The sequence below is a fragment of the Bacillus benzoevorans genome, assembly GCF_014207535.1.
Classification (GTDB): domain Bacteria; phylum Bacillota; class Bacilli; order Bacillales; family Cytobacillaceae; genus Bacillus_BD; species Bacillus_BD benzoevorans.
In genome coordinates this window covers 195,937-221,538 of record NZ_JACHGK010000001.1, presented here as the reverse complement: position 1 = coordinate 221,538, position 25,602 = coordinate 195,937, and the positions used below count along the sequence as shown (strand labels likewise).

The 25,602-nt window shown below is 41.1% G+C and carries 28 protein-coding genes and 1 riboswitch; of the genes, 6 read left to right on the top strand and 22 right to left on the bottom strand.

Annotation, left to right across the window (positions count from 1 at the left end):
- Positions 1-30: 30 nt before the first annotated feature.
- Positions 31-1,395 carry a TrkH family potassium uptake protein gene (locus HNR53_RS01180; protein WP_184521696.1) on the bottom strand — a complete coding sequence of 455 codons (1,365 nt, stop codon included), beginning with the start codon at positions 1,393-1,395 and terminating at the stop codon, positions 31-33.
- Positions 1,396-1,650: 255 nt separating this feature from the next.
- On the opposite strand from HNR53_RS01180, the gene HNR53_RS01175 reads away from it, so the two are divergent.
- Positions 1,651-1,851, top strand: coding sequence for an alpha/beta-type small acid-soluble spore protein (locus HNR53_RS01175; protein ID WP_184521693.1), 201 nt, complete (start codon positions 1,651-1,653; stop codon positions 1,849-1,851).
- A 192-nt stretch (positions 1,852-2,043) separates the two neighbouring features.
- Here HNR53_RS01175 and HNR53_RS01170 read toward each other — a convergent pair whose 3' ends face one another.
- The 5 genes from HNR53_RS01170 to HNR53_RS01150 all read right to left on the bottom strand — a co-directional run bounded on the left by HNR53_RS01170 (position 2,044) and on the right by HNR53_RS01150 (position 6,295).
- Complete coding sequence (locus tag HNR53_RS01170; protein WP_184521690.1) at positions 2,044-3,624, bottom strand: peptide chain release factor 3; 1,581 nt, start codon at positions 3,622-3,624, stop codon at positions 2,044-2,046.
- 162 nt (positions 3,625-3,786) lie between these two features.
- Positions 3,787-3,927 (bottom strand): YjcZ family sporulation protein, encoded by a 141-nt coding sequence (locus HNR53_RS01165; RefSeq protein WP_184521687.1) that lies wholly within the window; start codon positions 3,925-3,927, stop codon positions 3,787-3,789.
- A gap of 42 nt (positions 3,928-3,969) precedes the next feature.
- Complete coding sequence (locus tag HNR53_RS01160) at positions 3,970-4,068, bottom strand: YjcZ family sporulation protein (protein ID WP_184521683.1); 99 nt, start codon at positions 4,066-4,068, stop codon at positions 3,970-3,972.
- A 171-nt stretch (positions 4,069-4,239) separates the two neighbouring features.
- Positions 4,240-5,763: a flotillin lipid rafts scaffold protein FloT gene (floT, locus tag HNR53_RS01155; RefSeq protein WP_184521680.1), complete on the bottom strand. Its 1,524-nt coding sequence runs from the start codon at positions 5,761-5,763 to the stop codon at positions 4,240-4,242.
- Between the two features lies 1 nt (position 5,764).
- Positions 5,765-6,295 carry an NfeD family membrane protein gene (locus HNR53_RS01150; protein ID WP_184521677.1) on the bottom strand — a complete coding sequence of 177 codons (531 nt, stop codon included), beginning with the start codon at positions 6,293-6,295 and terminating at the stop codon, positions 5,765-5,767.
- A 168-nt stretch (positions 6,296-6,463) separates the two neighbouring features.
- Here HNR53_RS01150 and HNR53_RS01145 point away from each other — a divergent pair, with 168 nt between their 5' ends.
- From HNR53_RS01145 to HNR53_RS01135, 3 genes are all read left to right on the top strand, one after another.
- Entirely contained in the window at positions 6,464-6,754 is a 291-nt protein-coding gene (locus HNR53_RS01145; protein ID WP_184521674.1) for a hypothetical protein, read from the top strand.
- A 162-nt stretch (positions 6,755-6,916) separates the two neighbouring features.
- Entirely contained in the window at positions 6,917-8,113 is a 1,197-nt protein-coding gene (locus HNR53_RS01140) for an MFS transporter (protein ID WP_377802070.1), read from the top strand.
- Positions 8,114-8,216: 103 nt separating this feature from the next.
- The gene (locus tag HNR53_RS01135; protein WP_184521671.1) at positions 8,217-9,230 is read left to right on the top strand and encodes an LLM class flavin-dependent oxidoreductase; all 1,014 of its coding nucleotides are present in this window, start codon (positions 8,217-8,219) and stop codon (positions 9,228-9,230) included.
- A gap of 65 nt (positions 9,231-9,295) precedes the next feature.
- Here HNR53_RS01135 and HNR53_RS01130 read toward each other — a convergent pair whose 3' ends face one another.
- Positions 9,296-11,116, bottom strand: a complete 1,821-nt coding sequence (locus HNR53_RS01130; RefSeq protein WP_184521668.1) for an APC family permease — start codon at positions 11,114-11,116, stop codon at positions 9,296-9,298.
- 142 nt (positions 11,117-11,258) lie between these two features.
- Positions 11,259-11,408: riboswitch (cyclic di-AMP (ydaO/yuaA leader) on the bottom strand.
- Between the two features lie 75 nt (positions 11,409-11,483).
- Between HNR53_RS01130 and HNR53_RS01125 the strand changes: the two genes are divergently transcribed.
- Positions 11,484-11,657, top strand: coding sequence for a hypothetical protein (locus tag HNR53_RS01125; protein ID WP_184521664.1), 174 nt, complete (start codon positions 11,484-11,486; stop codon positions 11,655-11,657).
- Between the two features lie 2 nt (positions 11,658-11,659).
- Here the strand turns inward: HNR53_RS01125 and HNR53_RS01120 are convergent, their stop codons facing one another.
- Together HNR53_RS01120 and HNR53_RS01115 are read right to left on the bottom strand one after the other, a co-directional pair.
- The gene (locus HNR53_RS01120) at positions 11,660-12,109 is read right to left on the bottom strand and encodes a hotdog fold thioesterase (protein WP_184521661.1); all 450 of its coding nucleotides are present in this window, start codon (positions 12,107-12,109) and stop codon (positions 11,660-11,662) included.
- A gap of 43 nt (positions 12,110-12,152) precedes the next feature.
- Positions 12,153-13,118, bottom strand: a complete 966-nt coding sequence (locus tag HNR53_RS01115) for an NAD(P)H-dependent flavin oxidoreductase (RefSeq protein ID WP_184521657.1) — start codon at positions 13,116-13,118, stop codon at positions 12,153-12,155.
- Positions 13,119-13,198: 80 nt separating this feature from the next.
- On the opposite strand from HNR53_RS01115, the gene HNR53_RS01110 reads away from it, so the two are divergent.
- Complete coding sequence (locus HNR53_RS01110; protein ID WP_184521655.1) at positions 13,199-13,717, top strand: gamma carbonic anhydrase family protein; 519 nt, start codon at positions 13,199-13,201, stop codon at positions 13,715-13,717.
- Between the two features lie 69 nt (positions 13,718-13,786).
- On the opposite strand, the gene paaX is transcribed toward HNR53_RS01110, so the two are convergent.
- The 13 genes from paaX to HNR53_RS01045 all read right to left on the bottom strand — a co-directional run bounded on the left by paaX (position 13,787) and on the right by HNR53_RS01045 (position 25,437).
- Positions 13,787-14,677: a phenylacetic acid degradation operon negative regulatory protein PaaX gene (gene paaX / locus HNR53_RS01105; protein WP_184521653.1), complete on the bottom strand. Its 891-nt coding sequence runs from the start codon at positions 14,675-14,677 to the stop codon at positions 13,787-13,789.
- Between the two features lie 130 nt (positions 14,678-14,807).
- Entirely contained in the window at positions 14,808-15,584 is a 777-nt protein-coding gene (locus HNR53_RS01100; RefSeq protein ID WP_184521651.1) for an enoyl-CoA hydratase-related protein, read from the bottom strand.
- A gap of 57 nt (positions 15,585-15,641) precedes the next feature.
- Positions 15,642-16,847 (bottom strand): acetyl-CoA C-acyltransferase, encoded by a 1,206-nt coding sequence (locus tag HNR53_RS01095; RefSeq protein WP_184521650.1) that lies wholly within the window; start codon positions 16,845-16,847, stop codon positions 15,642-15,644.
- Positions 16,844-17,719 (bottom strand): 3-hydroxyacyl-CoA dehydrogenase, encoded by an 876-nt coding sequence (locus tag HNR53_RS01090; protein ID WP_184521648.1) that lies wholly within the window; start codon positions 17,717-17,719, stop codon positions 16,844-16,846. The genes HNR53_RS01095 and HNR53_RS01090 overlap by 4 nt, the downstream gene beginning before the upstream one ends.
- 91 nt (positions 17,720-17,810) lie before the next feature.
- A complete protein-coding gene (locus HNR53_RS01085; protein ID WP_184521646.1) occupies positions 17,811-19,328 on the bottom strand; it encodes an aldehyde dehydrogenase family protein in 1,518 nt (505 codons plus the stop codon).
- A 27-nt stretch (positions 19,329-19,355) separates the two neighbouring features.
- Complete coding sequence (locus tag HNR53_RS01080) at positions 19,356-20,129, bottom strand: enoyl-CoA hydratase-related protein (protein ID WP_184521644.1); 774 nt, start codon at positions 20,127-20,129, stop codon at positions 19,356-19,358.
- Positions 20,130-20,143: 14 nt separating this feature from the next.
- A complete protein-coding gene (locus HNR53_RS01075; RefSeq protein ID WP_184521642.1) occupies positions 20,144-20,920 on the bottom strand; it encodes an enoyl-CoA hydratase/isomerase family protein in 777 nt (258 codons plus the stop codon).
- Positions 20,917-21,222, bottom strand: coding sequence for an EthD family reductase (locus HNR53_RS01070; protein WP_184521640.1), 306 nt, complete (start codon positions 21,220-21,222; stop codon positions 20,917-20,919). Before HNR53_RS01070 ends, HNR53_RS01075 begins: the two co-directional genes overlap by 4 nt.
- A 15-nt stretch (positions 21,223-21,237) precedes the next feature.
- A complete protein-coding gene (gene paaD / locus HNR53_RS01065) occupies positions 21,238-21,738 on the bottom strand; it encodes a 1,2-phenylacetyl-CoA epoxidase subunit PaaD (RefSeq protein ID WP_184521637.1) in 501 nt (166 codons plus the stop codon).
- Positions 21,739-21,767: 29 nt separating this feature from the next.
- Complete coding sequence (gene paaC, locus HNR53_RS01060; RefSeq protein ID WP_184521635.1) at positions 21,768-22,601, bottom strand: 1,2-phenylacetyl-CoA epoxidase subunit PaaC; 834 nt, start codon at positions 22,599-22,601, stop codon at positions 21,768-21,770.
- Positions 22,598-22,945, bottom strand: a complete 348-nt coding sequence (gene paaB / locus HNR53_RS01055) for a 1,2-phenylacetyl-CoA epoxidase subunit PaaB (RefSeq protein ID WP_184521633.1) — start codon at positions 22,943-22,945, stop codon at positions 22,598-22,600. The genes paaC and paaB overlap by 4 nt, the downstream gene beginning before the upstream one ends.
- A gap of 20 nt (positions 22,946-22,965) precedes the next feature.
- Positions 22,966-23,925, bottom strand: coding sequence for a 1,2-phenylacetyl-CoA epoxidase subunit PaaA (gene paaA, locus HNR53_RS01050; protein ID WP_184521631.1), 960 nt, complete (start codon positions 23,923-23,925; stop codon positions 22,966-22,968).
- Positions 23,926-24,156: 231 nt separating this feature from the next.
- Positions 24,157-25,437: an MFS transporter gene (locus tag HNR53_RS01045; protein ID WP_184521629.1), complete on the bottom strand. Its 1,281-nt coding sequence runs from the start codon at positions 25,435-25,437 to the stop codon at positions 24,157-24,159.
- Positions 25,438-25,602: the final 165 nt, after the last annotated feature.

Here is a 25,602-nt window from a genome sequence, read left to right as displayed (position 1 = left end):
CTGTCTTTTTCATGATGATTTAGCTGCCAGCTACCCGATTATAAGGTTTTCCTTAGGATAATGATAGTTCACCTCATTATCCGGTCCTCTTCCCCTTAGTAGAAGCAATAAAGAAACAAGTCCAATTCTCCCAATAAACATCAGGAGCATAATGACCCATTTTCCCAAAAATGATAAATCAGCGGTGATCCCCATCGATAATCCGGTTGTACCAAATGCGGAACAAACTTCAAAAATAATTTCAAGCAGTGAATGTTCCTCCGTAATAGAGAGGATCACGACCGCCGTAAAACAAATAATGACAGCCAAAATCGTCACAGCTAATGATTTCAAAATATCCGTTTCATGAATTTCTCTCCTAAAGATTTTAATGTCCTTTCTCCCGCGGGCAAAATGATAAAGGAACAAAATATTTAAGGCCAAGGTTGTTGTCCGGATTCCTCCCCCTACAGAACTAGGAGAGGCACCAATAAACATCAATAAACTAATGACTAACAGGGTCGGACTAGTAAATTCACTAACATCCATGGTCGCCAAACCGCCGCTGCGTGTCGTTGCTGACTGAAAAAAGGCATAGAATAAGGATTTATGCCAAACCATTCCTTTAAAAAAGTGCTGGAATTCTAATAGCAAAATCAACAATGTCCCGATAATAAGCAATCCGGCAAACATAATAGTGGTGATTTTGGTAAAAAGAGAAAAGCGAAAGGGCAGTGAAGATTCTTCTTTATGAAACAGGTAATTTTTGACCTCAATCAATACCGGAAATCCAATCGCCCCCAATGTTAGCAGAATGATATTAATTAATTGGACAAAATAATCATTCGCGAACGGCATCAGGGAGGCACCGGTAATATCCAAACCAGCATTAGTGGTGGCGCTGACAGACATAAACAAGCCATTTAACATCGCTTCCCAAAAGGTCGGATAATACTGTAAGAAATGAAACCCTAAAACCAATGCCCCAACAAACTCTATCAGCAAAATCATTTTCAAAATTTCAATGATCAGGGCAACAAGTCCGGAAAGGCTGGTTTGATTATGGTCCACCATAATCAGCTGTCTGCCCCGTAAACCGATTTTCTTACCAAAAATGAGCCAAAAGAATGTCCCTAGCGACATGACACCGATCCCGCCAAATTGGAAAACAAACATTAATACAAAGATACCAAATACACTGTAGGTTTCCGATATATTGATAACACTCAATCCGGTCACACTTACAGAACTAATAGCCGTAAAGATAGTATCCATTAAGGATACCTTTACTCCCTCCTGATGAACAGCAGGAATGCTTAAAAGCAGGACTGAAACCGTAACAGCAATAAAATAAAAGGATAGTATTGCCTGTGCAGGAGTGATGTTGTCCAATTTTACCTTTAGTTTTTTCAACATTGTAAAGTAGATCCTTTCTAAGATCGAACTAATCCTATCTTAATGAATATTTCCTGCCTTTTAAAGAATTATAGGAAAAAATAATAAAAATTTTATTTAAGCTATGTTCAAAGCTGCCAAAACGCAATGGTAAAGTTTTAGTTTTTTGCCACTAACGAAAATTATTACCACTTATGAAAATGAATTTTTGCATCATAATACTATTACAGAGTAATATTAGTCTCTGTAAACGAGTAATCAAAGGAGTTGAGTAGAATGGCAAGAAGCAGTAATAAATTGCTTGTTCCCGGTATCGAGCAATATCTTGATCAAGTGAAATATGAAATCGCCCAGGAATTTGGTGTTCATTTAGGCTCTGATACCGTTTCCCGCGCGAACGGTTCTGTTGGAGGAGAAATTACAAAACGTTTAGTGCAGCAGGCTCAGGCTCATCTATCGGGAAGAAATCAACCGTAATTATCAAATACGCCTTGGCGTATTTGCGCCCGATACTCGCGAGCTTGCTCGAAAAATTTCCTTTAAAAAATGCAAGGCTCGCCGGAGGCGCACTCTTTTTCGACCGGGGTTTGCTGAATAAAGTTAAATGAAAATGGCAAAAAGTCCGGAAATCCGGACTTTTTTCATTAACTGCACAAACCACACGATCTGTTATTGTTCTGAATCCATTGGATTATAGAGCTTAATCTCTGGATTTTTATCCTGGAACCATCTTAAAGCAAAGTCATTTTCAAACAAGAAGGCCTTTTTGCCATTGCGATCCGTGACGAGAAGACTGCGGGAGCTTGATAGATTTTCATTAAATTCTTCATTTTCAATCCAGCGGGCAATCTTCGATCCTTGATGCTCCATTACTACATCGACATTGTACTCATTCTTCATTCGATGCTCAAACACTTCAAATTGCAGCTGTCCGACGGCTCCAAGTAAATATTCATCCGTTTTGACCGTTTTGTACAGCTGAATCGCTCCTTCTTGAACAAGCTGCTGTATTCCTTTATGAAAATGCTTTTGTTTCATTACATTTTTCGCCGTTACGCGGACAAAGAGCTCCGGTGTGAATTGGGGCAGTTTTTCATATTGAAATTGTTCTTTGCCGACTGTTAACGTATCACCAATTTGATACGTACCTGGATCATATAAACCAATGATGTCTCCGCTCACAGCTTCATCCACCGTGCTGCGGTCATCAGCCATAAACTGCGTCGACTGAGCCAGCTTCATTTGCTTTCCTGTCCGCGGAATATTTACTGTCATCCCCCGCTCGAATTTTCCTGAACAAACACGCAAGAAGGCAATTCTATCCCGGTGTGCCGGATTCATATTTGCCTGAATTTTAAAAATAAAGCCGGAAAAATTCTCAGAAAGCGGGTCAATTTTACCTATCGTCGATTCCCTTGGTTGTGGAGAAGGTGCGAATTGTAAATAAGTCTCTAAGAACGTTTGCACACCAAAGTTTGTTAAGGCGCTGCCGAAAAATACCGGTGTTAAGGAACCATCTGCAATTCTTTCCTTGGAGAATTCATTTCCTGCTTCATCCAGCAGCATGATTTCCTCCAGCATTTGATCATATAGATTGTTTTGCTTAATTTTGGCTTCCCCTTCAATTTCGCCATCCTCATTTAATGGCAGATAACGCTCAGACTCATCAACACGAAATTGCTCGATGCGATTATAAAAACGATCATAAATTCCAAGAAACTCTTTCCCCATTCCAATCGGCCAATTCATTGGATATGATTCGATCCCCATGACTTCCTCGAGCTCAGCAAGCAATTCAAGCGGAGGTCTTCCCTCGCGATCTAATTTGTTAATAAAGGTAAAGATTGGGATTCCTCTCATACGGCAAACCTTAAATAATTTCAGCGTTTGCTCTTCTATCCCCTTTGCGGAATCAATAATCATTACAGCACTATCTACTGCCATCAGCGTTCGATATGTATCTTCACTGAAATCCTGGTGCCCTGGGGTATCTAATATATTAACCCGTGCCCCTTTATAATCAAATTGCATCACACTAGACGTTACGGAAATTCCGCGTTGTTTCTCAATTTCCATCCAATCACTTGTTGCATATTTGCCTGTCTTTTTCCCTTTTACCGTCCCTGCATCACGAATAGCACCACCAAAAAGCAGCAGTTTTTCCGTTAATGTCGTTTTCCCTGCGTCCGGGTGGGAAATTATGGCAAATGTACGTCGTGATTGTACTTCTTCTTTAAATGTTTTCGACATAAATGTTCCTCACTTTAAACCCAAATCATTTCATTTTTTACTCATAGTTTTAATCTTAGCTTTACAGGAGACAGTTTGCAATATTTCTTTTTAAAAGAAAAGACAAATGTTTGAATAAAAAAGGCTGCCGCTTTTCAAGCAGAGCCTCTTTTTTCTTTCGAATTACCATTTAAAGCAAGATGCACCTACAATGATTAATAAGATGAATAGAACAACAATTAAAGCGAATGCTCCTCCGCCAAATCCACATCCGCCATAGCCGCCATAGCCGCAGCCACCATAGCCAAATCCATATCCGAACATTTAAAAACTCCCCCTTCTCATTTCATTATTCGTATTTACTGATTAACATGGGTAAACCCAAGAAGCACCAATGATAATTAACAAAATAAATAAAACAACTAGAAGGGCAAATCCGCCTCCATACCCGCATTCTCCTGACATGTTAAAGACCTCCTTATCTAAATTCCATATATCCTATTCACCATCGCCCGATTATGCGATAGACAAATACACAAATTTAGGTTTTTTCATTAGTACTTGTCCTTTTTTGCAAGCAAAAAAAAGACCAACCAGAGCGGTCAGCCTTGATATGTTCTATTCGATTTGTTTTATTTATTCTACTTTCGAATCCTTCTGCTCTCTTAATTCCATGGTTATATCATCGAGACTTTGGCGAATATTCCCTTTTCCCGACAGGTTTTCCAATAATTCCTTTACATCAATGCCAGATGAAGCCTTGAGGGTCTCCTGCATCGTAGCCATTAAATCAGTCGCATAGCCTGTTACTTTATTGGCACCGCTATTTGGTCCGCGGCTTCCTGTATCAACTACTGTAATTTTATCAATATTAGAAAGCGGTGCTGCTACTTGTTTCGCATATTCCGGCATCATTTTTAATACCATATCGAGAACAGCGGCCTGACCAAATTGTTCAAATGCTTCGGCAATCTTCCGTTTTGCTTCTGCTTCAGCTAATCCCTTCAAACGGATAATTTCTGCTTCTGATTCCCCTTGTGCCCGCTGCGCATCAGCTTTAGCCAATCCATCAACACGAACCTTTTCAGCTTCAGCCTTGGCCTGTGATTCAATACGGTATTGATTAGCATCCGCTTGAGCAATTTGTCTTCTTTTTTCTGCCTCTGCAGCTTGTTCAACCGCATAGCGGTCCGCATCGGCCTTTTTCTTGACCTCTGAATCATATTGCCGCTCTCTTCTGAGGATTTCCTTTTCTTCCAACTCAATTTGCTTTTGTCTTTCAATAATTTTTACCTGCATTTCCTGTTCCGTGACTTCCTGCTTAGCTTTTGCCGTTTCCAGGTCATAGGCCTGGTCGGCACGGGCCTTGGCAATATCCTGTTCCCGCCTGAAATCAGCCATATTCAATTGATTTATTTTTTCCGCTTCTGCAATTTCAGTGGCTCTCTCTAGTTCAGCTTTTTGCGCATCTTTTGCTGCTTCAGCACGTTTAATCCGCGTTTCCTTTTCTGCCTCAGCTGTGGCAATATCGGCATCCCTCTTAACCTGAGCAATTCGCGGTTTACCCAGCGAATCTAAATAGCCATTTTTATCACGAACATCTTTAATCGTGAATGAAACAATGATAAGTCCCATTTTCGCCAAATCCTGTGAAGCTACTCTTTGTACCTCTTGAGAAAATTTATCCCTATTTTTATAAATCTCCTCCACCGTCATCGATCCGAGTATCGAACGTAAATGCCCCTCTAATACTTCCCTTGCTTCATTTTCACGGTCTGCGGTTGCTTTACCAAGAAATTGTTCGGCAGCAGTAGCAATTTCACCGATTGAACTGCCAATTTTGATAATGGCCACCCCATCTGCCATGACCGGAACTCCCTGTTCCGTATATACTTCAGGTGTAGAGACCTCTAATTTACTGGATAACAAACTTAACGGCTGTGCCTGTTGGAATACAGGAAGAATAAAAGCCCCGCCGCCGCGGATAATTTTGATCCGATTTCCTGATTCATCGATATGAACATTTTTTCGGCCCAAATAACTGCCGGTCACAATCAGCGCTTCGTCCGGTCCCGCGGTCCGGTATTTGGCAACAAATACGCCAATTAATGCCATCAATAAGCAAACTACAATTCCAATTACAATCCATAAACCCAGCATTCTAAAAACCCTCCTTATATAGATCATCGTACATGGTTACATAAAGGACACCATTCTTTGCTTCAACAATTAATACATTTGTTCCTTCCTGAATCGCCTCCTTTTTGTATCCCGTTGCCGGTTTGGCAATTCTGCCGGAGGCGTTTTCAATTAATACTTCACCAAATCCATCTTCAGGAATCGATGTGATCACCTTGCCTATTCTCCCCTTCAATGATTGTTCTGTATAGGCTAGAGATTCCTCTGCAGATGACAGTGGAATAAGGATGAAAAGGTTTAAGCCTGCGGTAATAATAAAAGCGATAACGCATGAGATAAGCAAAATAAAGACACTATTCATCGAAGAATATGCTTCAAAGATATAACCTGCCGCAGACCCAATCGTAATAAAAGCCAAAATGAGTGTCGGATTGAAAAACTCTCCGGCTCCATCTAAGACATCACCGAATAACATATAAAGAAGAATAGCTGCACCTGAAACAAATAAAGCAATTAAATAAACCGATTCAAGCGACATTCCGAATAGATCCACATTATATCCCTCCTCCCCATTTTTCGAGATAACCTATATACGTATCGCAGCAAGAAAAGTTCCACATTTATGCAAATTTTTCAACAGCCTACCCTATCATTTATTAAGATCTCCCTGCATACCGTAATGATAGGGATTAACGTTCATGTAAAAAGACAGGAGGTCAACATGCATTACTCAGAACAAGAGAAACGTGTTTTTCCAATCTGGATCCTTTATGTTATCGCAGCACTTTGCGCCGTCCTTCTTTCATTCTACTTTTATTCACAATCATTAATCAGGGTGGATGCTCCTAAAGAGAAACTTGGGGAAAAGGTCATTGTTACTCTGCCCGATGGCGGCAGGGTCTTCACCTATGAAAACTTTATTGTCGAGGAAAAAGGGAAGCTTCTTTATAAAGGAGAAAGAAACACGATTGATTTTACCGGCGGAAATGTTATATATGAGAACTGGAATTAGCAAAGCCTCTGTTCAAGAGGTTTTTTCGTGTTTCATTAGAAAGATTCCCAAAAGAATGCAAGGGATAAGTATAACTCATAATCTGCAAGTAATATATTTAGAATCTTATAGACAAATAATGTACAATATGAACTACGATGATAGGAAAGGATGGCCTTATGTATGATGGAAAAAACACAGCCAATTGAAGGCCCCCAAGGAGAGGGAAAAATCTGGTCGAAGGACTTTAGCTTAATTTGTATGGCTAACTTTTTTGTATTTTTGGGATTTCAAATGACTTTACCGACGATTCCTTTATTTATCGAAGAACTAGGAGGGAATAATCAGCTTATCGGGTTGGTTGTTGGAATTTTTACCTTTTCCGCGCTTATACTTCGCCCCATCGCCGGACACGCTTTAGAATCAAAAGGAAGAGCGCTGGTCTATTTGACAGGGCTTGCCATTTTTGTCTTATCCGTAGGTTCATACGCCTTTACACTAAGCATTCTCTTTTTATTTATTATGAGGATCATTCAGGGGGCCGGCTGGGGGTTTTCAACTACTGCTGCAGGAACGATCGCAACCGATTTAATCCCTGTTGACAAACGGGGAGAGGGATTAGGTTTCTTTGGTGTATCAGGTAATTTAGCCATGGCGATCGGACCATCACTTGGGCTGATTTTAGCAGAAGAATTCTCATTTAAAATGCTGTTCTTCACTTGTGCCTTCTTTGGACTCATGGCTCTATTATTATCAATACCCATAAAGTTCAAAAAAGCGGAACACCATACAAAACAAGCAGCAGGAAAAAGGTGGGACTTTTATGAAAAAAGTGCCGTAAAGCCTTCTTGGCTTATGATGTTCATAACCGTTACCTTTGGCGGAATTGCCACGTTCCTTCCATTATATGCGATTGAAAATGGCGTTACCGGGATTCAGTTGTATTTCCTTTTATACGCCCTTGCCCTTATGTTAACCCGGACTTTCGCTGGAAAGCTTTATGATAAAAAAGGACACCGTGCTGTTTTTATACCAGGGGCGTTGTTGATATTAACCGCTATGCTTCTGTTATCCTGGCTGCCTAATAATGCTGTATTATTTACAGCAGCTATTCTCTACGGGAGCGGTTTCGGTGCGTTGCAGCCGGCCCTGCAGGCCTGGTCTGTTGCACAAACACCGGCAAACCGCCGCGGTATGGCTAATGCCACCTTTTTTTCCTTTTTTGACCTGGGGATAGGCATTGGAGCGATTGTTTTTGGGCAAATCGCCCATTCATTTGGCTATAGTATCATCTATATGGCATCAGCAGTGTCCATCTTCATCTCGATTGTTAGTTACCTTTTCTTTCTTAGCAAAGAAGTAAAAGTTACGGCTAATTAGTGCATATAAAGCCTTTTTTAAAAAGTATTGTAAGAATATTTCATGTATAATGATTGTGATAACAATAAAATATGATCATTTAATAGGGAAAGTAGAGGATGAAATGGATAAAAAACAACTAAGCGATATAACATATTCTGTGCTTGATTTATCACCTGTTTTAAAAGGCGGTACAGCAGCAGATTCCTTTAAAAATACGGCAGATTTGGCAGTCCATGCAGAAAAATGGGGCTATCACCGCTATTGGCTTGCAGAACATCATAACAATACCGGAATTGCCAGTTCAGCTACCTCATTGTTAATCGGACATGTGGCGTCACATACTTCAACCATACGAGTAGGTTCTGGCGGGGTCATGCTCCCTAACCACTCGCCGCTTGTTATTGCCGAACAATTTGGGACACTTGAATCATTGTTCCCTGAACGGATTGATCTGGGCATTGGAAGAGCCCCAGGTACAGACCAAATGACGGCCTATGCTTTACGAAGAGGACCTATGAGCGATGGACGGGATTTTCCAGAACATCTTGCTGAACTCCGCTCCTACTTCCAGCCTGAAAATATGGGGAGAGAAATGCGAGTTCGAGCTATTCCGGGAGAAGGCTTGAATATTCCTGTCTGGCTCTTAGGCTCAAGCGGCTACAGCGCAGAGCTTGCCGGGATTCTCGGACTGCCGTTTTCTTTCGCCAGTCATTTTTCACCGGAAAATACATTGCCGGCACTTCAATTATATCGACAAAGCTTCCGTGCTTCTGGTAGTTTGGATAAGCCGCATTCGATGGTTTGTGTCAATGCCATTGCTGCTGATACAGATGAAGAAGCAGCCTATTTAGCCACAACATTAAAACAATATCATTTAAACCTCATCCGTAATACGAGAGGACCTCTTGAGCCTCCAGTGGACAATATGGATGAAATGTGCAGCGACTATGAAAAGGCGATACTGCAGCATAAACTAAGTCTTACGATTATTGGCAGCCCGGAAAAAGTGAAGAAAGAAATTGAAACATTAGCCCAAGAAACCCAAGTTGATGAAATCATGTTCAACGCGCAAATTTTTGATCATCAAGCGCGGCTGCGTTCTTTCGAAATCATTGCTGACATCATGAAAGGCTGATCTCCAAATTAAAACAGGCGTGAGATATTTTCTCTCCGCCTGTTTTTGTTAAAAAACAAATGACACTATTTTTGTAAGTGATAAGGGACCGTTGTAATCACTACATTTTTCCGATAAAGCAAAGCAGTGCGGATTAAAATACTTGATTGATTGTGAAGAATATTATGCCAGCCCTTTTTTGGAATGAATTGCGGTATAATCACTGTAACCTGATAGTGAGATTCACTTGATTTTCGCTCAATGGTATCGATGAATTTAGACAATGGCTGGATAATACTGCGGTAGTATGAATACAGCGTGACAAGTCTTACCTCAGGCTGCCACTTTGCCCATTTTTCCTCCAGCTTTTTCGCTGACTCTCTGTCAAAGGCAACATTAACCGCAATAATCTGATCTGGTTTCAGTGATTTTGCATAGTTGATCGAATTTTCGACAACCCGGGTGATTCCGGCCACCGGTACAATCATCACATTTCCGGCAATCGGGATACTAGACACCAGCGAAGCTGTTCTTAATTGTTCTCCAACTGATTCGTAGTGTTTATGAATTTGATAGAAAGTCAAAATGATGATGGGCAGAAAAATAATCACTGGCCATACTTGAGCAAATTTGGTCAGGAAGAATACAATGGTTACAGTGAAACTAATCAAAGCACCAATTGTATTAATAAACAGCTTTACTCCCCAGCCAGCGGGCCTTTCGCGAATCCACTTCACCATCATCCCGGATTGTGATAAGGTAAACGGAATAAACACCCCGACAGCATACAATGGAATCAGCTGCTCTGTCTGTCCTTGAAAGGCAATGATTAACAGGATGGACAATAAACCAAGGATGATAATGCCATTTGAATAGCCTAAGCGGTCCCCTCTAACGGTAAATATTCTGGGGATAAACTTATCTCTCGACAAATTTACAGCCAATAAAGGAAAGGCTGAATATCCTGTATTAGCCGCAAGAATTAAAATTAAAGCAGTTGTCCCTTGGATGAAGAAGTACATGAAATTTCTTCCAAATATTTCTTCTGCAATCTGCGAAACAACCGTTACTTCTTCCTTCGGAGATATTCCGTAATAATAAGCTAAGACGACAATTCCTGAAAACAATAAAGCGAGCAATGCCCCCATCGCCGTTAATGTTTTGGCCGCATTCACAGGTGCCGGTTCTTTAAAGTTCGGAATGGCATTCGAAATCGCTTCAACACCTGTTAATGCCGAGCTTCCGGAGGCGAAGGCCCTTAATAGAATAAATAAGCTAATTCCGGCAATCGGTGTACCCACAGGTGTATGGAGCTCAGGAGAAACCGACCCTGCAGCAATTTGATATAAACCTGCACCAATTAAGATAAATAAAGCAATGACAAACAAATAAACAGGATAAGCCAAAATCGTTGCCGATTCTGTTACACCTCTTAAATTCAAGAGGGTAATAAAAACAACGAATATAATGGCAATAAGTACATTATGTTCATGTAAAGCAGGAAACGCAGAAGTGATCGCATCCGTTCCGGCCGATACACTCACGGCTACGGTTAAAATATAATCAACCAATAGCGAACCGCCGGCTATTAATCCTGCGTTTACTCCGAGGTTCTCCTTTGAAACAACATATGCTCCTCCGCCATGCGGATAAGCAAAAATTATTTGTCTATAAGACAGGATCAGAGCAGTTAACAAAACTAACACGCCAATGGCGATTGGAAGCGAATACCAAAATGCCGCCATGCTGATTGTCACGAGAACAATCAAAATTTGCTCCGGTCCATAGGCGACTGATGATAAGGCGTCAGAGGATAAAATAGCTAATGCCTTTGCTTTATTTAGCTTTTGTTCACCTAGTTCAGTTGATTTCAAAGGGCGGCCAATTAATAATCTTTTTAAAGCCATGATCCTCACCACCAATTTGTTAAATGTAGTTTCACCATTGAGGGTTAATAAATTCAAAAAAACCTTTATAAAATAAAAAATGCCTACAAGCCATAGTAAAATAGACTTGTAGACATTAGAAGTCCTGCCCCACAAGCTTCACCTTCCTTCTCATAAACGCTTACGAGGTTAGCTGTCGGATTCGGGCCTTTGAGTAGCCCTACCTAATTAAGGATTCACCCCAAGGGTATATGAATATAACCCATGAAAATGGTTCCCCCGTACCATATTTTGGTTTCAGCGATTTAGAAATTCGAAACTGTTGATTATAATACTCCTGTATTGGATAAAAGTAAATATAAAAAGAAAATGGAAGGGAGAGTTCAAGATGCCGCAAGGAAAAAAGCCGTTATTTTCAAATGATTTTTTAGATGAACTCGCTGAAGAGATTTCAGATCTATACGGCGGCCCGGATCAGAAACAACGGGACAAAGAGGATGCTTTGGATTTGGAAGAAAGGCAAAAAAACTGCCGGAATTCCAACAGTTTTTTCATCTCATAAGCTTATTCTTTAACTGGGATAAAATAGCTGTGTTTCCGATAGGCTAATGCCTCCATCGAAGCCAGCAGTTCCCCATCGCTTTCCACTCGGATATTGTACCAGGAAGTTCGATTATTTCGCTTTTCTTCCGTAGCAATGGCTTTGATGATCGAGCCGTTCAAACCGGGTGCCATAAAATTCACCGTTGTGGATAAACCAACGGAAGTTTTTCCATAGGAGTTACAGGCTGCAGCAAATACATAATCTGCCAACGAGAATATAATGGCTCCATGAACCGTACCGTGTGAGTTCAGCATATGGTCCTTTACCTCTAATTCAGCTGTTGCCGTTCCAGCACCAAGTTCAATTAATTTCATGCCGAGATATTGGGCATAGGGTTCTTGTTCCAAATGATTAAAAATATCTTTATAATATTTCTCATGCAATTCCTGTTCACTTAGCGCTGTACTCATGTTTTTCTTGCCTCCTAAATTCGCAATAGTGCGGATATTGATATTATTTGCTGCTTACCAAGGCTAAACTATTTCTCACTGCCTCCATTTGTAAAGCTGCATCCTCGATCATGCTTGAAAACAGTTCCTTAACCGTTGGAATATCCGTAATAAGACCGGCCACCTGTCCGCTGTTTATAAAACCGTTATCAGTATCTCCCATCAGAGCTCCTTTAATATGCTTGTCCTCTGATGTTAACTCATTAAATTCCTCTAAACTGATTCCATTTTCTTCTGCCAGCAGCAATCTTTTAGTATAGCCTGTATGTAACACTCTTCTTACACGGCCAACAGAACGTCCGACAATCCTAGTATCAACGCCGCTTGCTTGTACCAGCTTTTCTTTATATTCTGCAGAAAAACGTCCATCCTGTGTAGCAATAAGACGGGTTCCCATTTGCACTCCTGCTGCCCCAAGCATGAAAGCAGCTGCCAGCCCTTTCCCGTCTCCAATTCCCCCGGCCGCAATGACGGGAATGGATACTGCCTTTGCTATTTGCGGAATTAAGGTAAATGTCGTCAATTCAAGATTGGAATTAATTCCTGCCGCTTCAAATCCTTCCGCTACAAGCAAGTCGGCACCTGCTGCTTCTGCCTTTTGGGCATGCTTTACAGAAGCTGCAACCACGATTACCTTGATGCCATGCTCATGAAAAACAGGGATAAACGGTCCAGGATTTCCGGCAGATAATGATACAACAGGAATATGATGCTTAATGACTAAATCTACTAAATCTGACACGTATGGGCTGACTGTAAGGGCAATATTAACGGCAAACGGGGCTTTCGTTTTTCTCTTTGTTTCTAAAATAATCGCTTCTACTTCACGGGGAGTCATGGTTCCAGCTCCAATTGTACCGAGACCTCCCGCTTCTGAAACAGCAGCCGTCAGAGCCGCATGACTAATATTTCCCATTCCTCCTTGAATGATCGGATACCGAATCGACAACAGTTCACAAATAGATTTCATTATCCCTTCCCACCTTATCAAGAATATTAAAATATGTTATAATTTATTGAAAATTAAAAATATAGAAGGAGGATTTTTCCTTGTTCATTCCCTTTCAGGATAAAACACCAATAGTACACGACACTGTATTTATAGCACCTGGGGCATATTTAATTGGCGATGTCCAGGTTGGCAAAGAATCATCCATTTGGTTTAATGCTGTATTACGCGGTGATGAGGATTCAATCACAATTGGAGATAGATGCAGTATCCAAGATAATACCACAATCCACTTGTATCAAGGCTCTCCCGTCATAATAGAAGACGAAGTAACAGTCGGACATAATGTTGTGCTGCACGGCTGTACAATCAAAAAACGTTCCATTATTGGCATGGGTTCGACTATTTTGGATGGAGCGGTCATTGGAGAAGAATGTATTATTGCTGCTAATTCATTAATTCCATCCGGAAAAATCATCCCGCCCCGTTCTCTCGTAGTCGGTTCACCGGGAAAGGTTGTTCGTGAGCTCAATGAAAAGGACCTGGAAATGATTCAGCTTTCCATTGATGCATACGTAGAAAAAAGCTATATGTATAATCAAATATTAAAGCAGGGTTGAATAATAAAGGTGTCTGACATGCAAATGTTTGACACCTTTATTTTGGACAACCCTTATTTGCCAGCTGACTCACTTTTTACTTGATTGCCCAATTAAAGGATATTCCTTCGCATTATATAATTTATTTTTTTTCCCCAGGTCATTATCTTCCTGAAAAATTTCCTCAAAAAAACGATTGGATGGTTCTGCCAGCATTTGATAATACTGATTAAATAAAAGTGCGGCATGGTTTCCATTCCAGCGTTCTGGCAGTAATTCTTTTGGAAGCCCTGGGTCAATAAATAAAAATTTTCGATATTGATGAACCAAAAAAGCTCTTTCAATAAAGCATTCTTCATCTGTCATTTCACCGCTTTGAATAATGCTTTGATGAATAATGAATTTCTTACTGTATTCTTCAATAAACTGCTCATACTTTTCTTCAATTTCTGCTAAAGGCCAGCAATTCTCTACTAATACAAAATCAGACCTTGGTCCTTTATATTCGGATAGAAAAAGATGTACATAGTCTTCAACATTATATTTACTAACTAATAAGTGAATTCCCTTTTCATGATTATTAGGGGAAACCCAGCAGCCGTTTGACAAATTACCAAAGCCGCTCCACTGAAGTTCTTTTCTTAACTCATCACGAATTTGTCTTTTCTCTTCCGGGATGTTATACATGACAACGCGCCATTTTCCGTCCCATTCATATGGGTTTAGTTTATAGATTCTTCTTGCCGCTTCATCTACACGGTTGATCCCGCGTTCTGTTAATTTGTAAAAACTTTTATTTCCTACTTTTTCCGATTGCAGGAGACCTTGTTTCGACATTCTTGAGACCGAAACACGAACTGCCTGTTCGTTGTGTCCAAACACCTTTAATAAACGAATTAAACTGCCAATCCAAATCTGATTACCGTAATGCCGGATGTAATCGCCATAGATGGTTAGTATTAATGATTGTGTTCTGCTCATACTGTCACACTTCCTAACCGCTCCACTTGTCAAACACAAGAAGTTATTTTCATCCCGTCGAACGCTACATCATGGATACACTACGGGAATTACTATTATCATATCTGATTTCTTAATCCAGTATCAACAACTATTTTCCTTTAAAAATAGGGTTTCTTTTTTCACTGAAGGCCTGCAATGCTTCCAGACGGTCTTCTGTCGGAATCGTTAATTCATATGCCTTTGCTTCAATGGCTAATCCCGTTTGCAGATCCGCATTCATACCATAGGTAATCGCATACTTTGCCTGGCGCAAAGCAATCGGTCCATTTTTCAACATTTCTCCGGCAAATTCTTTGCAGGACTGCATGAGCTCATCTTTGCTTACTACTCTCGATAAAATTCCCCAATCATAAGCTTCCTGGGCTGAAAGTTTTCTAGCGGTAAAAATAAGTTCCTTTGCTTTTGACTCTCCAATTAAACGCGGCAAGCGCTGGGTGCCGCCTGCACCTGGAATAATTGCCCAGCTTGTCTCAGTCAAACCTAATTTCGCTTCCTCGACACTAATGGCAAAATCACATGCTAAAATCAATTCAAAGCCTCCACCAAACGCATAGCCATTTACGGCTGCAATCGTCGGCTGCGGAAGCTCCGCAATACGATTAAAGACTTCCCTGATTGCTTTAACATTCCGGCGTACTTCCTGCTCAGTTAAGCTTTTCCGCTCCTTCAAATCCGCTCCCGCACTGAACGCCTTATCTCCTGCTCCTGTAAAAATGACAACACGGACATCCGGATTCAGTTCTATTTCAGCTGTAATACTCATGAGCTGCTGCAGTGTTTCATAATCCGTGCAGTTCAACACATCCGGACGGTTAATCGTTACCGTAGCAATATGATCTTCGACACTGTACAACACTTTTGACATTCTCTATTTCCCCTTTAGTTATGACTCTTTTTTCACAAATTCCACATTTCTCGAAGGCTAATCTTGTATATTTTCAACAATGGCGGCAATGCCTTGTCCGACCCCAATACACATGGTGGCTAAACCATATTGTACATTCTGTTTTTTCATTTCGTAAATTAAAGTAGTTAAAATACGCGCCCCGCTCGCACCTAGAGGATGACCGAACGCAATTGCCCCTCCATTCACATTGACCTTTGCTGGGTCAAGCTCTAATTGACGCATACACTCCAAAGACTGTGAGGCAAATGCTTCATTTAATTCGATTAATCCGAGATCTTCAGTCGATAATCCGGCTCTCTGCAGTGCTTTTCTGCTTGCATAAATCGGTCCAAGCCCCATGATTCTCGGTTCTAAACCGGCAGTAGCCCCAACAACATATTTTACTAATGGTTTTAAGTTCAACTCTTTCGCTTTCTCTGCACTCATTAATAGCAGTACAGATGCCCCGTCGTTCACCCCGGATGCATTACCGGCTGTTACGGTACCGCCTGCAAATATCGATTTTAACTTACCTAATTTCTCCACTGTCGTATCAGGACGAGGATGTTCATCCTGTGCAACAACCGTTACATTTCCCTTGCGATCTTTTATCGTAACAGGAACGATTTCATCGGCAAAGCGATTTTCTTCCATCGCCTTTTTCGCCCTTTGCTGGCTTTCGTAAGCGAACCGATCTTGGTCCTCACGGGAAATTTGAAATTGCTGTGCTACGTTTTCGGCTGTTTGCGGCATGGAATCGGCGCCATACATTTCCTCAAGAACTGGATTTGTAAATCTCCAGCCGATCGTTGTATCCTGTAATTCCATCGACCCCCGCGGATAGTCTACTTCAGGTTTTCCCATAACAAAAGGGGCACGTGTCATGCTTTCTGTTCCGCCGGCAATATAGATATCGCCTTCGTTAGCAGCGATCGCTCTCGCTGCATACATCACCGCATCAAGACCCGAACCGCATAATCGATTAAGTGTCGTACCTCCCACTGATATTGGCAGACCCGCTAAAAGAGAGGACATTCTGGCCACATTCCGGTTATCCTCGCCAGCCTGATTGGCATTTCCCAATATGACTTCTTCAATTTCCTCAGCAGGAAGATTCGGGTTTCTCTCCAAAATCGCTTTAATCACAATCGCCCCTAAATCATCCGGGCGGACACTTTTTAAAGCTCCCTTATATCTCCCTATTGGTGTACGTACTGCATCGACAATTACTACTTCTCTCATTTTGTCAGCACCTCTTTTTTCCCAGCTGTATAATCATAGACCCCTTTACCTGATTTGCGTCCTAGTCTTCCCGCTTTTACATACTGTTCTAATAATGGGGCCGGACGGTATTTCTCGCCTAACTTTTCATGAAGCTGTCTTAAGTTGTTTAAACGTGCGTCCAAACCAACTAAATCTACTAATTCGAATGGTCCCATTGGATAATTCAGACCTAATTTAATCGCTTTATCAATTTCTTCCGGTGTTCCCAGCCCCTCCTGAAGCATGTAAAAGGCTTCATTGCCGACAAGGCAGCTGATTCGGCTTGTCACAAAACCAGGGAATTCATTGATCACCACGGTTTCTTTGCCCATCTGTTCCGCAACTGCTCTAATTGTGTTAGCTGTTTCGTCACTTGTTTCAAGACCCCTGACAATTTCAACAAGCGGCATTCTATGAACCGGATTAAAGAAATGCATCGCAATTGTTTTTTCCGGACGTTTTCCATAAGAACCAATCTCAGTAGGACTCATCGTGGATGTATTGGTAGCAAAAAAGCAATGTTCCGGAGCATATGCTTCAAGAGATTCAAATACCTGTCTTTTAATCTCGGCAACTTCCGGTACTGCTTCAATCACAAGATCAGCCGATTTAACAGCTTTCTCCAATGCAGTAGAAAAAGTTAGACGATTTTTCGCTTCTTCCATTTGCATTGCCGTTAGTTTGCCTCTGTTTAAAGACTTTTCGAGAATTTTATTTAATTCATTTTTGGCATTATCTAATGCAGCTTCGTTCGTATCATAAACAGTTGTAGAAAATCCGCCTACCGCTGCGACGTAAGCGATCCCTCTTCCCATAACACCCGAACCAACAACGACAATTTGATTAATCATTTCTCAACTCTCCTTTTATCATGTATGTATATAGAGTACGAATCTGCCCGTAGTATCAGACAATTCGTACTCAGAAATGATTGGTTTTGAATTAAACACCTAATGGATTTAGCGGATGGCTGCCATAGTAGGAAACAATACTTTTTGTCTCTGTGTACAAATCAAGTGTTTCAATACAAAGCTCGCGTCCAAAGCCTGATTGCTTGTATCCGCCAAACGGTGTTCCCGGCATTGCTGAGAATGGGCAGTTCACCATCACAATACCTGCTTGAATTTGATTCGCTACGCGAGTTGCACGTGCTCCGTCTTTTGTCCAAATGGCCGATCCTAAACCAAATTCAGTATCATTTGCCAGTTTGACTGCTTCCTTCTCATCCTTAAACTTCATGATGACAACAACCGGACCAAAGATTTCTTCTTTAACGACTTTCATGTCATGATTTACATTCGCAATAACTGTTGGCTCGTACCAATAGCCGTTTTCAAACCCTGCAACTACCGCTGCTTTTCCACCTGCTAAAATATCCGCGCCATCTGTAATTGCAGACTGAACGAATCCATCAATGACATCCAATTGATTTTGGTCAATAATCGATCCAACTTGTGTTCCCTCATCAAAAGGATTTCCTAATCTTAATTGCTTTGTTTTCTCGACAAATTTGTTGACGAACTCATCATAAATATCTTCATGAACATATAAACGGGAACGGGCCTCACAAGATTGCCCTGTGTTATAGAAAATGCCGTATAATGAACCGGCTACCGCTGCTTCCATATCACAATCTGCAAAAACGATATTAGGAGATTTGCCGCCAAGCTCTAATGTCACACGTTTTAATGTTTGTGAAGCTCTTGCCATAATATTTTTTCCAATTGGCGTAGAACCTGTAAAAGCTACTTTATCTACTAATTCATGTTCTACTAAATAATTTCCAACTTCAGAGCCAGAACCAGGAACAATATTGACCACACCCGCTGGGACCCCTGCCTCAAGGCAAATTTCACCTAACACTATCGCTGTAAGCGGTGTTAAGGACGCTGGTTTTACAATAATTGAGCAGCCTACAGCAATAGCTGGGGCAATTTTCCAAGCAGCCATCATTAATGGATAGTTCCAAGGAATAATCTGTGCACAAACACCAACCGGTTCTTTCTCTGTATAGTTATGGAATTGACCCGGCAGAGCATTGACCCGACCGCCATGTGATACGATGGCACCTGCATAAAATTCGAAATCTTCAATCGCCTGATTTACCTGCCCCTGTGCCGTTGACAGCGATTTACCTGTATCTAAAATCTCTAATTCTACCAATTCATTGAAGCGGGACCGCATAATAGAAGCAATTTTATTTAAGACACGGGAGCGCTTGTTAACCGGATATTTCCTCCATTTACCGTGATCAAAAGCCTGGCGTGCAGCCTGTACGGCATTTTCCGCATCTTCTTTTGTCGCTTTAGCAACATTCGCAACTAATTCTCCTGTTGCCGGATTATAAGTTTTAATCGTTCCGCCATTGCTGCTTTCTACTTTTTCACCATTTATGATCAAATGATAGAAATCACGTTTTACGGATGGCTTTTCTGCTGCAGATTGTTGTATGGTTGACATATTACTTTCTCTCCTTTGATGTTCGGTTTATTTCCCGCTGAAAACAGGTTTTCTTTTTTCAATAAAGGCTTGGACACCTTCATGATGATCTCTTGTGGAGCCGGCAATTTGCTGGCCTTCTGCTTCTTTTTCTAAATAATCATCAAATGATAGGTCATTTGCTAGTTTTAGATTTCTTTTAATTAGACCAATGGCTTTTGTAGGCATATTCGCCAAATATTCCGAAAACTTAACCACTTCTTCTCTCCAGGTTTCTGCCGGAAAAACCTTTGTTACTACTCCCAATTCCAGCGCTTTCTCTGATGAAATCTTCTCACCCAGAATCGAAAGTTCAGCCGTTTTTGCATAACCAATAAGATTTTGCAAATAATAGAGATTCCCTGCATCCGGAATTAAGCCGACATGGATAAATGCATTGACAAAGCTGGCATTTTCTGTTGCAATACGAAAGTCACAAGCAAGAGCAAGACTGAATCCAGCACCTGCGGCCACTCCGTTCACAGCAGCAACAATTGGCTTTTCGATTGCCCGAAGCTGTTTCACCATTGGAGTATACTGTGTGCGAAGTACTTCTCCAAGATCCATTTCTTCATTCACATCCGCTAAATCCTGCCCGGAGCAAAATCCGCGTCCAGCACCGGTGATCATCAGGCATCGTACCTCTGGATCTTTATTTGCCTCCTTTAATGCCACTGTCATTTCACGAATCATGATGGAGTTAAAGGCGTTTAATTTATCAGGACGATTTAATTCGATCGTTGCTACTCCATTTTCAATGTTGTATTGTATTGTTTCATACATATTGCTGCACCGCCTTATATTCCTTTGAATTGTGCTTTTCTTTTTTCGATAAAGGCCTGCATCCCCTCTTTTTGATCCTGGGAAGCAAATAATAAATAGAAGTTTTTCCGTTCATACTGCATTCCTTCATATAGGGAATAATCAACGGCTTTATTGATCGAGTCTTTAATCAGCCTTAATGCTAATGGCGGCTTCTTAGCCAGCTTTTTCGCAAACTTTTTCGTTTCTTCCATTAATAACTCTTCTGATACAATTCGATTGATCATGCCATGTGCAAGTGCTGTTTCAGCAGAGATGCGCTCTCCGGTCCAAACCCATTCAAGTGCTTTGACCCTTCCGACGATCTTAGTCAGGCGCTGCGTTCCACCTGCACCCGGCATGACACCGAGATTGACTTCTGGAAAGGAGAATTGTGTCCCGCTTGCTGCAATCAATACATCACAACTCAATGCCAACTCAAATCCTCCGCCAAACACAAAACCTTTAACGGCGCCAATAATTGGTTTTTTTATGAGGGAAATACGATCCCAATCCGCAAATTGATTGATTAATTCCAATTGAATCGGGCTGTTATTTGCCATTTCATCAATATCTGCTCCGGCTGAAAAGGAGTGTCCCTTCCCAGTTATCAGAATAGCGGCTGCCGCTTCATTCCCATCCAATTGTTCCAATGCCGTCACAATTTCTCTAACCATGCTTCGATTTAACGCATTTAATTGCTTCGGGCGGTTTAATTCAATAATTCCTACACCCTCATCAATGGACACTTCGATAAACTCAAAGGAACTCATTCGTGGTCCTCGCCAATCATAAAGGACACAATATTGCCGGCAAAGCTCATAACATCCTTGCCAGAAGCTTTTCCTTCCGGGGATTTCATACCTGCTTGTAATGCCTCCATGTTGTCATAATACATTTCACAGACTAAATAATACTTTGCCTCGCCGCCCATTGGAGAACCCGTACCCTTTGTTACTTTCATTTTTCGCAGACCTGGAATTTTCTCTGTAATGGGAACATGGACATTAAAATAGTGCTCATCAAATGCTTCTTTATTTTCCGGCTGTTTATAAAATGCCATTAATTTAACCAATGTAGTAACCTCTTTTCATATCGTAGTTGAAATAAGCTTCATTGCTTCAAATGGATTTTTGCAGCTTTTGCAGTAGAGGATGCTTCTGCAGGCTGTGGGTCCAAAAATATTATCTAATGTGACATAGGTTGAGCCGCAATACGGGCAGTCAACATGCCAGGAACCATCGTCGCTTACAAACTCAGGCGGCGGGGCAATGCCAAATGCCTTCAGCCCCTGCAAGCCCTTTTCCGTAATCCGATCGGAGGTATAGGGAGGCGTGTGGATAAATTCCACCACCGTTTCCTCTACCTCCTCCAATTCATTCACGGCTTTCATAATGTTGCCGCGGATAATCTCCAGAGCTGGACAGCCGATAAAAGTCGGCAATACTTCAATCTTCACCTTGTTATCTTGAATCATAATGTTTTCAACCATTCCAAGGTCAAGAATGCTGACTGTATCGATTTCCGGATCTTTTACTTTTTCTAAAACAATTAGAATATCTTTTTCTGTGATTTGAGTCGGTGCATGCATCGTTTGACACCTCTTTTCTTCTTATCTTATTACCAAGGAACATTTGGATCGGTGTTATACACTTCGCTTAGTACTGAAAGCGCCTCTTCAAGCTCTTTTGTGTGCTCACCATTTCTGCCGTTCATGACTACGCCGCTGGCTGCCTGCGGGAGGATTAAGCCAAGACTCTCTAATACAGGAACTAACAACTCTTCCCATTTAGCTTTCAAGACGCTTTCTGCATCTATAAATCCGCACTCCTGAATTTTTTCGTTGTACTCTCCAAACGAAAATACATCATGAAAATCATTCATCACTTTGATAAATGCGGCATTCATATGTTCCTTTGCTTTTTCAGTAGAACTAAATAGCTGTACAAACCAAGTTTTCCAATGCATTAAATGATAGAATAGTTCTGTATCAACTTTAACTGCTGCATCTGCAAGCGGCTGATAGGAGCTTTGTTTTAAAGATTGAATTTTCACTTTTTTTGCTAGAGAATATAAGTAATTGCGTACGACGGCATATGCCCAATCATAATCGGGATCTTCCATATAGTATCCAGGTCCGTTTACTCTTTCTACTAAAATACAATTCTTTCTTTCTTGTGCCGGACGCCCGTGAGCTAAATCATCCGCCTTGCCGGCACTAAGGTTTTCAAGGAGCTGATAATACAAAGCAGCATGTCCCATACTGTCCTGGCTGATGGAGGAAAACGCTACATCTTCTTCGATATGCGGTGCAAGACCAAGCCACTCTGAACCGCGGTAGGAATAAAGAAATTCATCATCTGCAAGCTGAAATAATAATTGAATCAGTGCTTCTTTGTTTGCTGGATTCTCAATAACATCACTATTTACCACTTTTACTGCCGCCTCGCTCATTTGCTTGTCTCCCCCCATGAGATAATTTCTTTTTCATCAAACATTTTTTGCTCGTGCTCACGCCAGATTTTCTTTAAATAACCATACCCTTTTGTTGTCCGGTAATCTTTATTATCCAGGCGTTTTAAAACGTTTCTTTCTTCCGCCCCGGTTTTACGAATATTCTCTCTATTTACCACCCAAATATCTGCTACCGGCTCTCTTCTCATGAAATTTTCTTGTGCCATCACAAGGGCGATCTCTTCATTTGGTGCAAGCAGGCTGAATTGATGCTGCAGAGCAGCTGTTGCTGTTCTTCTGCTGAATACCTCAAATTCTTGATAAAATTCTTTTTTATTTTCCATTAGTATTTATTCCCCTTTCTTTACGCTTCATTGCCAGCGGCTAACGCTTCACGAACCCATGCATTTTTCAGATAAGATGTACGACGCAGCTTTAATCTTGCCTGTGAGCGAGGTCCCTTATTTGAAACAATTTGCTTAAACTCATTCCAATCCGGCTGCTGGTAGACCCAGACTTGCTTTTCTTCATCGTAATGAAGAGTTGGATCCGGAATGGTTATTCCCAGTGATTTAATCCGAGGAATATATTTTGTAAAATATAGTTGTCTCAGCTCTTCATTTGTTCTTGGGCGAATCTTGTACTTAATCGTTACATCCTGTTTGGAGGAACCTGTCGTTTCGCTGCTTGCCGGTCCAAAGAACATTAAGAGTGCAGGCCACCAGCGGTTCAGCGCATCTTGAATCATTGCCTTTTGTTCTTCTGTTCCCTCAGCAAGTGCTAAAATAATCGCTTCACCGTGCTGCGCATGAAAAACTTCTTCTGCACATATACGCTGCAGGGCCCTTCCATAAGGTCCATAAGAAGTTCCCAGCATATTAGATTGTGTAATTATGGCAGCTCCATCGACGAGCCAGCCAATTAACCCTGCATCCCCCCAGGATTTCGTTGCCATATGGAAAACGTTGTGGAATTTTAAATCGCCGTTAAACAAATCTTCCATCAAATCTCCGCGATTTTTTCCGTATGGCTTTAATAAGTCCTCTGCAACACGTAATAATAATTGACCATGACCCATTTCATCCTGAACCTTTGCCATAATCCCAAGCTTTCGGTATAGCGAAGGCGCTTTCGGAACCCATTCCTTTTCCGGAAAAGCCCCCATGATTTCGCTTATTCCATGCATGGAAATTAATTTAATTAAAGCGTTCCGATATTCCTCCGGCATCCAGTCATCTGCTTCAATTTTATCCCCAGCTTCAATTCGCTTCATGAAAGCCTCTAATTTTTCAGTCTCTTCTACCTTTGGCGCGATATTTACCATTTATGCTGCCTCCTTAATTAATTTAAATATGTTATATAACGTTTCTATAACGTTATTATAGTTTACTGTTATATCTATTGCAACTATTTTCTGAATATTTTATATTTTTATTTTTCATATGATAGAAAGGCTATTATTCTACCTGCCTTTCCGTATATTAGGGCTGATAGAATGACAGGTAAAATTCTAAATATAACAGTAATTAAGTGAATCATCGTTTTTGTGTTATACTTAACCTTCGTTATTGCTCGCCTCACGAAGGACTCCTGTCAAGTGTGATCTCCTTTGCCTGTTAAGGGCAAGATGTAAAAAGAAACAACCTATACCTCCAATAAAGCAAACAGCAGATGATAGATAGAAAGCCATTGTATAACCGCTGCTTTCTACAATGGAGCCCGTGATAACGGGTGAAACCCACTGGCCAATCCCAAAAAAAAGCGTGATATAACCTATCGCCAAGGGGGTTTTTACAGGTACGGTAATATCACTTATTGCTGCAACAATGACGGTAGGAACAGCCCACAACGTCATCGCATAAATAATCGTTTCTATTAACAGGAGATAGTAGCTTGATGTAAGGGCGAATGCTAATAATAGGATCGTTTGAATGATGTAAATAAGAAATAATGTGAACATGCGGCCAATTCTATCGGAAATACTCCCCCAAATAAAGCCGCTTACAATACTGCTGATTCCAGCTATGGCAAACAATCTCCCAGCCAAGTGCATCTCAATATTTGCTTCTATCATTAAAAAATCCACAAAAAACGTTGAAAAGATTAAATAGGAGAAGCCCCAGGTCAAATAAACCATTCCGATTAAAAGAATATATTTATTTCGATAGACATCCTCAATCATTAGTCTCGTATTTCTATGTAGCTGCTTGCTTTTCTGTTCCGTTCCGATCCCGATCGGCTTTAAATTTAGTTTCTTTGGATCCTCCTCAAGAAATAGAATGTTTAATAGCAGGATCATGACAACACAAAAGGCCAATATTCCCCAGCCGATTCTCCACCCTTCTGTATGGAGCATCATTGCTAGTGGAATCACCAAACCACTGAAGACCATCCCCAATCCCGATCCAGAGTTTGTAATCCCTAACGCCTTTCCCCTATGTGAAGGAGAAAACCATTTTCCCGCCAGACCCAATGATGTAATATTGCCGGCGCCAGACCCTGCCCCCATAATCAAACAGGAGAGATATGCCAGCCAAAACTGCTCAGCTCTGGCACTCAGGAGCATTCCCGCCATTATCATAATCATAGAAGCAATGATAACCTTCTTTTCTTTATATCGATGAATGAACTTGCCTGTAAAGAACGCGCTGGCCAAATAACCAAAAAACATAGCCGATGCTACTAAACCTGCCTGTGTAAAGGAAATATTTAAACCGTCCCTCATAAACGGGAGAATGACCGCAAAGGAAAAGCGGGCTAAACCCAGGCTGGCAAAAACGTTCAATAATGTTACCGCTAAAACGATCCATCCTCTATGAATGTTAGAAATATTCATTTATCCTCCTTTATCCAATCGAACCACTCCTCTTATCGAAAACTTATTGGTCCCCATTGTATTTTTTTAAATTTAATACTCTGTAAAAAAGGGATGGCACTTTAGGAGATACGCTTTTTACAAGCATCCTAATAAAGTACCAGCCCTGAAATGTATGTCAAATAA

Excerpts from the sequence above, each read along its gene's own strand:
- paaB (WP_184521633.1), bottom strand. The coding sequence starts at position 22,945 with ATGGAAAATAAAAAAGAATTTTATCAAGAATTTGAGGTATTCAGCAGA.
- HNR53_RS01090 (WP_184521648.1), bottom strand. The coding sequence starts at position 17,719 with ATGATTAATCAAATTGTCGTTGTTGGTTCGGGTGTTATGGGAAGAGGG.
- HNR53_RS01180 (WP_184521696.1), bottom strand. The coding sequence starts at position 1,395 with ATGTTGAAAAAACTAAAGGTAAAATTGGACAACATCACTCCTGCACAG.
- HNR53_RS01080 (WP_184521644.1), bottom strand. The coding sequence starts at position 20,129 with ATGTATGAAACAATACAATACAACATTGAAAATGGAGTAGCAACGATC.
- HNR53_RS01160 (WP_184521683.1), bottom strand. The coding sequence starts at position 4,068 with ATGTCAGGAGAATGCGGGTATGGAGGCGGATTTGCCCTTCTAGTTGTT.
- paaC (WP_184521635.1), bottom strand. The coding sequence starts at position 22,601 with ATGAGCGAGGCGGCAGTAAAAGTGGTAAATAGTGATGTTATTGAGAAT.
- HNR53_RS01125 (WP_184521664.1), top strand. The coding sequence starts at position 11,484 with ATGCCGCAAGGAAAAAAGCCGTTATTTTCAAATGATTTTTTAGATGAA.
- HNR53_RS01145 (WP_184521674.1), top strand. The coding sequence starts at position 6,464 with ATGCATTACTCAGAACAAGAGAAACGTGTTTTTCCAATCTGGATCCTT.
- HNR53_RS01115 (WP_184521657.1), bottom strand. The coding sequence starts at position 13,118 with ATGAAATCTATTTGTGAACTGTTGTCGATTCGGTATCCGATCATTCAA.
- HNR53_RS01075 (WP_184521642.1), bottom strand. The coding sequence starts at position 20,920 with ATGAGTTCCTTTGAGTTTATCGAAGTGTCCATTGATGAGGGTGTAGGA.
- HNR53_RS01175 (WP_184521693.1), top strand. The coding sequence starts at position 1,651 with ATGGCAAGAAGCAGTAATAAATTGCTTGTTCCCGGTATCGAGCAATAT.
- HNR53_RS01045 (WP_184521629.1), bottom strand. The coding sequence starts at position 25,437 with ATGAATATTTCTAACATTCATAGAGGATGGATCGTTTTAGCGGTAACA.
- floT (WP_184521680.1), bottom strand. The coding sequence starts at position 5,763 with ATGCTGGGTTTATGGATTGTAATTGGAATTGTAGTTTGCTTATTGATG.
- paaX (WP_184521653.1), bottom strand. The coding sequence starts at position 14,677 with ATGAGCAGAACACAATCATTAATACTAACCATCTATGGCGATTACATC.
- HNR53_RS01120 (WP_184521661.1), bottom strand. The coding sequence starts at position 12,109 with ATGAGTACAGCGCTAAGTGAACAGGAATTGCATGAGAAATATTATAAA.
- HNR53_RS01095 (WP_184521650.1), bottom strand. The coding sequence starts at position 16,847 with ATGAGAGAAGTAGTAATTGTCGATGCAGTACGTACACCAATAGGGAGA.
- HNR53_RS01135 (WP_184521671.1), top strand. The coding sequence starts at position 8,217 with ATGGATAAAAAACAACTAAGCGATATAACATATTCTGTGCTTGATTTA.
- paaA (WP_184521631.1), bottom strand. The coding sequence starts at position 23,925 with ATGGTAAATATCGCGCCAAAGGTAGAAGAGACTGAAAAATTAGAGGCT.
- HNR53_RS01170 (WP_184521690.1), bottom strand. The coding sequence starts at position 3,624 with ATGTCGAAAACATTTAAAGAAGAAGTACAATCACGACGTACATTTGCC.
- HNR53_RS01165 (WP_184521687.1), bottom strand. The coding sequence starts at position 3,927 with ATGTTCGGATATGGATTTGGCTATGGTGGCTGCGGCTATGGCGGCTAT.
- HNR53_RS01130 (WP_184521668.1), bottom strand. The coding sequence starts at position 11,116 with ATGGCTTTAAAAAGATTATTAATTGGCCGCCCTTTGAAATCAACTGAA.
- HNR53_RS01140 (WP_377802070.1), top strand. The coding sequence starts at position 6,917 with ATGATGGAAAAAACACAGCCAATTGAAGGCCCCCAAGGAGAGGGAAAA.
- HNR53_RS01100 (WP_184521651.1), bottom strand. The coding sequence starts at position 15,584 with ATGTCAAAAGTGTTGTACAGTGTCGAAGATCATATTGCTACGGTAACG.
- HNR53_RS01085 (WP_184521646.1), bottom strand. The coding sequence starts at position 19,328 with ATGTCAACCATACAACAATCTGCAGCAGAAAAGCCATCCGTAAAACGT.
- paaD (WP_184521637.1), bottom strand. The coding sequence starts at position 21,738 with ATGCATGCACCGACTCAAATCACAGAAAAAGATATTCTAATTGTTTTA.